Here is a 5276-nt window from a genome sequence, read left to right on the forward strand (position 1 = left end):
AGCTGAAGCTCGTTAAAAGGCAAATGTATGGGCGTGCCAAGCTGGATCTTCTTCAGGCACGGTTGATCGGCGCAATGTGAAAGAAATCGTCATCAAAAATGCGTCAGACCCAATATTCCGTTCCGATTGACAAGCAATGGCGCGGTAAGAACTTGTCAAACATAGTCACTCTGGCCTGCAAACGTTGGCTAGCCTGGCTATGCAAGTTTCGGCCAAAACTCGGTTTTAACTTTACCTCCAAGGGCGTCAAAAAAGCGGTGTCCTCAGAGACTTTCAGTAAAAGAACAGAAAATAAGAAGAGCGGACAGCCTCCTTTTTATCCAAAAGACAGCCCTTCGGGCGGCTTTCAGCCGTTTGCTAGTCGCAAACTGGCTTTTGAATAAAGTCTATAGGTAACCCAGTGCCTGAAACAAGATTCTAGAGTCTTACGGGAGAGGAAGGGGTGGGTTCAGGAACGATATCGGATTTCGCGATCGTTGAAACACTTGCAATCTATAAATGTTTGCATATTATATTTATAATTAATTGCCACGCAAAAGGAGCATATACCCATGGCCTCCGAAACCATTGATCACACGACGCTTTTCCACCTCGTGGAAGCAGGAGCTGTTCGCGGCGCACATGTCATCGGTCAAGACGGGGGATGGGCGATTATGATCAAATACGGCATGGCCGAGCGGGCGCTTGCCGCGCAGCGTAGTCGCGAGGTCCGGCTGTTCAAGCGTATGGAAACACTTGTCTCTTACCTCAAAGACGTTGGCATCTCTCGTTTCGAAGTAGATGCAACCGGCTATTCGTCGGAAACCGTCAAGACGCACTCCCGGCCGGATCGGGCTGAAGCAATGCGTCGAGCCCATGAAGCCGCTGCCCATGGCAAGTGGTTCCACGAGCAGGTCGAAGAAGCATTGCGCGAGGCTGATGATCCGAAAACCGAATGGATTGCTCACGATGTTGTCAAAGGGGACATGGCGCGCCAACGCGTCGAGTTGTTGGCCCGCATCAAGGGTGATGCTGAGTGAAATTGGTTTGGCTTACGCGCGCTCGGGCTGATCGTACCGATGCCCTCAATTATATCGCTGAGGAAAACCCGCGCGCAGCGCTCAGCCAGCTTGACGAGATCGAGCGACAAACAGACATTTTGATCAATTACCCAGATATGGGGCGGGTCGGACGTCACCGTGGTACGCGCGAACTTATCGTCAACAGAACGCCATTCGTCATAGTTTATCGCGTTCGACCGAGAGCGCAGCGGATCGAGATTCTACGCCTCCTGCACGGGGCGCGGCAATGGCCACCTGTATGATCACCATATCTGCGATTAGTTGCGCCAGCTAGTGAGCCCCGTACATTCGGGTTGATGTTTCTATCGGTTTCAACGTACCGACCGCTCTGAAAGCTCAATATCTAACGAAAGACGCCTCTGAGCTTTGTTCATTCTCAAGGTTTGTATGAGGAATAGATTTATCCATATATTTGCGAAATTCTTTTAGTTCACCGGAGTAACAATTTGTGCAGATCCCGTGTCTTGTACAGATTTCAGAAACAGCATCAAAATCATCTTGCATAAACGCGGAATGCGCTTCTAAAGAAACCAGGGTTAAAATGCCTACCAATTCGAACAATGAAGAGCTTGTATTTGATTTCTCGTACTCTGAGATATATTTTTGTATACAGTTCAATATATGATGTTCAGCATGCAAAACCATTTATGTAATCCAAAACAAAATAGACGATGGGTATTGGACAACCAAATTAGTGGGCTATGTCAAAAACGCGCTCACCTACTACGCTGATTTATATTTCAGTGCTGAAAACAGACATCCGACGACGGCACGTTCCCACACTGACATAGTCAGCCCACTGGGAATGCGAAGCCATGTCCCCGGACCTTTTCAATACAAAAAAGCACCGGGATCAATTTCTGGATAACGCGCCCGTCAGCATTCATTTTATTACTGCTCGTTTCAGGTCTTTGTAAAAACATCCTTATAATAAGCGAACGATAAATACCCGAATGCGAACGAAGGCACGATATGGTATGAAGTTTAATGTAACGAAACGAAATTTGAGCTAATAAGTCATTGTTAAAAAACGGAAAGTTATTTCTTCCTCCATCGAGAGCTGAGAGTGATTTCAAGGAAGTATTCAGGCGATTAGCTGCGGCGGGTGCTGGACGGCCAATCGGCAGGGATGGATTTCCTGTGGGGCCGTGGACGCCTGAGCTGCTTGCCGAGGCGATTTCACAGATTGATTCCAACCGAATTGGTGTCGATCTGCGAACGGTGCAGCTTTGGTTTCAGGAAAACGATAAGGGAATTAGCGCTACTAACATTCGTTGGCTGGCGCGGGTTTTTGGGTGCGATGATCCGGTATCAACGAGCGAATGGCAGATAGAGCTAAGTGCGGCGCAATCGCGACTAGCCGCGAAGAGACGCGATTACAAGACCGCCAGTATCAGCGTTACATCGGCACTTCCAGCATTCGCTCACACAACAACCCGCGATGCTGAGCCTGCTAACTCGATAGGACCGACGGATCTTACTGATGCCGGGGGAGTACAACTGCATTTTAGTTTATCGAGGCAGTCGGCTGAGCTTTTCAGTCACAGATCTCCCCTGAATTTACCGGCGTCGGTATTTGCAGGGTTCGCAGCTCTTGGGTTTCTGTCGTATATTTCGGGAATTCACGACGTGACATATGGCCGGGCGGATGGGGTCGTAAAGCAGGTTGGGTTCCTTTGGACCGCGAATTGGACATTCGTCTTCATGGCGTTTTTGCCATTATTCTTTGTCTTCGTTTCTGAGCAGGTGACATTTTGGAAAGAAGAAAGGCGCCTTTGGTTTAAAGCCCGCGGAGACCGGTTTGAAAGCGACCAGGCCTGGGCGCGCAGTGTCGACGCTTCGTCATATGCCTATTGGGCGGTTTTCGTAATTTGTGTGCTGTTCGCTGGCCTTTTTCAGTGGGTCGGCGTTTCTTTAATCCCTTTGATAAATGGGAGTGGCAACTATGCGACGGACTGGGGCACTATAGCGATTGTGCGGCCCGAGGTTGTATCTGTGCCAGAAGCGGTCGTATTCACAGGGTTCGCATACCTATACATGTGCCTGTGCTACTATCTCTTCTGCGCAGGTCTCATTTTGCTATACACGGTTGTCCACGATTTTTGGAGTATTGATGAAACGCCGGGCAACCCGCGCGAGAACGCATATCAAACCGAGGGTAACAAAGTCTGCCTCCGGGTGATGTGTGGGATATTTCGATGTACTTTGTTAGGGGTTCTGATCGCAATAGCCATGAAGCTCCAGAGCGCTTACCTGACGTCGCGTGGAGAGAATATAGTGAAATGGTTGATCAGCGATTTATCTTCTGCCTTCTATTGGCACAATGATGTGAAAGCCGGGATCAGCTTTCGAAGGCCGACGCATTACAGCAGCCTTCTGGTCGTGATTTCGACCGGTGTTGTCTTTTTATATGGGTGCATCCGCTTAGGTGGTAGATATCGAGTGCATTTGCCCTTGTGGAGAATGTCAGCGGTTGTGGGGTTACTCATGATTGGCTACCTGCTGATCGACGCATTTGCGGGTTTTTCGATCCTACTGGCCATTGGCTGGTTGCTCGCAATATACGGCCTGATTGATCCGGATTTTCGGCGATGGCGAGCAGGCGAGTTAGGAGACAATCAGAGTGTATCATAGTTGGCTTGATCTTTGGGATGAGCGGCGGGCGCGACGCGGTGAGGAATGGAAGAAAAAAAGCGATTTCATCCTTGACGCCGATCGTGCATTTCAGTGCGAGACAAAGATAGAAAGCATCAACGAGTTTTGTACACTCGCGGACCAGGCCGTGGCCGCCCCAGCCTTCTTCGACGAACCGAGTGAAAGCGATCAGGGCTTTGAAAAGGAAAATGGATGGCTCAAATTTCCGTCGGATATTTCCACTGACATCGAAGAGAACAATGTCGTTTGGGCGAAAATTACAGAAAGCAGGTCGTTCGATCGGGCGATCGTGGTTTTTCATCATTGGAACGCAAGCGCGCGAAATCGGCAGATTGCCAACTTTTTTTCGAGACAAGGCATCACGGTTGTCGAGATCGCTATGCCTTATCACTTCGAGCGCAGCCGTTCTGGTTCCCACTACGCCGACTATATGCTCAGCGCTAATCTTGGTCGAACCATCCAGTCTGTCAAGCAGGCGGTATGGGACGGGCGAAAGCTCATTCGGTGGTTGAAAAGCGAAGGCTATCGAGATATTTCCGTTCTTGGCATGAGCTTAGATTCCTGGGTCGCAGGGTTGATCGCGGCACATGACCCGACCGTGTCGAAAGCTTCGCTGTTCCTCACAGCGGGGAGCCTTGCGGACATGGTTTGGACGGGGCGCGCGACGCGATCAATACGCGAAAGCCTTGAGACTGATATTGAGCTGGCCGATCTCAGAAGAGCATGGGGACCGCTCAACCTGAATAACTATGCTCAAAAATTGGCGCGCTCCGATCTCGATCTTCATATTGTGTTGGCACATAGGGACAAGGTTGTCTTACCAGAATTATCGCAGCAATTCATACAGGGGCTGGAGGCCGCGGGAGCCAGCCCGAATATTCTGGAATTAAACTGTGGCCACTATTCGCTAGCCATTCCGCCCTACATTTTGTTTGCCGGTTTGGACTTAAAGCGGTTTTTGTTTAAAGCTGGAAAAGTGGTCGGGTGATTAACTTTTTTAGTCTGTTTACATTCATTGGGTGCTGTCACATTGATTATTTATGAAGGTGCCGGATCCGGGCTGATCACGCGCACGATTCCGGTGAGGCGCGCACCCTATGGCAATTGCGCGCGCGGTTTGTCCGGTTCGAGTTGGTTGACCGTTGCAGTTATCTATCCTGATTTATTTATTGCCAGGAGAAATAGATTGCCGACGAGGAGATTGGCGAAGCGCCAGATGCGCGAGATATTAAGACTAGGCTCAGGCTGAGATTCAAACGCTCGGAAGCAAAGCGCATCGCTAACACGGAAAATGAAGGTGGCGTCGCCGTTTACGATGATGTTCCCTGACTAACGCAAAGGGCGACCTTTCTGGCCGCCATTTGTTTCAAAGAATTCTCAGCTTACTTTTTCTCGATAAGTGAATCGGCCTCAAGCTGCGGCTTCATCTGAATCGTGACCATATCCTTGGCATCAAGATCCAGATCCTTGAAAGCCACACTGCGCAGAACCGGGTCGTCATACGTCTTGACGTAATAAACCAGATTCTTCAGATCGCCGATTGTGCTCCACTGGGTATAT

The 5276-nt window shown here is 49.7% G+C and carries 6 protein-coding genes; 5 read left to right on the forward strand and 1 reads right to left on the reverse strand.

The window, feature by feature from the left end:
- Positions 1-98 precede the first annotated feature (98 nt).
- The 5 genes from OIV19_RS23305 to OIV19_RS23325 all read left to right on the forward strand — a co-directional run bounded on the left by OIV19_RS23305 (position 99) and on the right by OIV19_RS23325 (position 4704).
- On the forward strand, positions 99-383 hold the full coding sequence (locus tag OIV19_RS23305) for a hypothetical protein (protein WP_264234265.1): 285 nt from the start codon (positions 99-101) through the stop codon (positions 381-383).
- A gap of 168 nt (positions 384-551) precedes the next feature.
- Positions 552-1019 (forward strand): ParC-related protein, encoded by a 468-nt coding sequence (locus tag OIV19_RS23310; protein ID WP_264234267.1) that lies wholly within the window; start codon positions 552-554, stop codon positions 1017-1019.
- A complete protein-coding gene (locus OIV19_RS23315; protein WP_264234269.1) occupies positions 1016-1303 on the forward strand; it encodes a type II toxin-antitoxin system RelE/ParE family toxin in 288 nt (95 codons plus the stop codon). Before OIV19_RS23310 ends, OIV19_RS23315 begins: the two co-directional genes overlap by 4 nt.
- Before the next feature lie 778 nt (positions 1304-2081).
- Positions 2082-3695, forward strand: coding sequence for an RcgA family putative transporter (locus OIV19_RS23320; protein WP_264234271.1), 1614 nt, complete (start codon positions 2082-2084; stop codon positions 3693-3695).
- Complete coding sequence (locus OIV19_RS23325; protein WP_264234273.1) at positions 3685-4704, forward strand: RcgR family putative quorum lactone hydrolase; 1020 nt, start codon at positions 3685-3687, stop codon at positions 4702-4704. The genes OIV19_RS23320 and OIV19_RS23325 overlap by 11 nt, the downstream gene beginning before the upstream one ends.
- A gap of 394 nt (positions 4705-5098) precedes the next feature.
- Here OIV19_RS23325 and OIV19_RS23330 read toward each other — a convergent pair.
- The coding region (locus OIV19_RS23330) for a linear amide C-N hydrolase (RefSeq protein ID WP_264234275.1) at positions 5099-5276 on the reverse strand (178 nt) is incomplete at its 5' end.

It is taken from the genome of Brucella sp. HL-2, assembly GCF_025846885.2.
Taxonomy (GTDB): domain Bacteria; phylum Pseudomonadota; class Alphaproteobacteria; order Rhizobiales; family Rhizobiaceae; genus Brucella; species Brucella quorumnocens.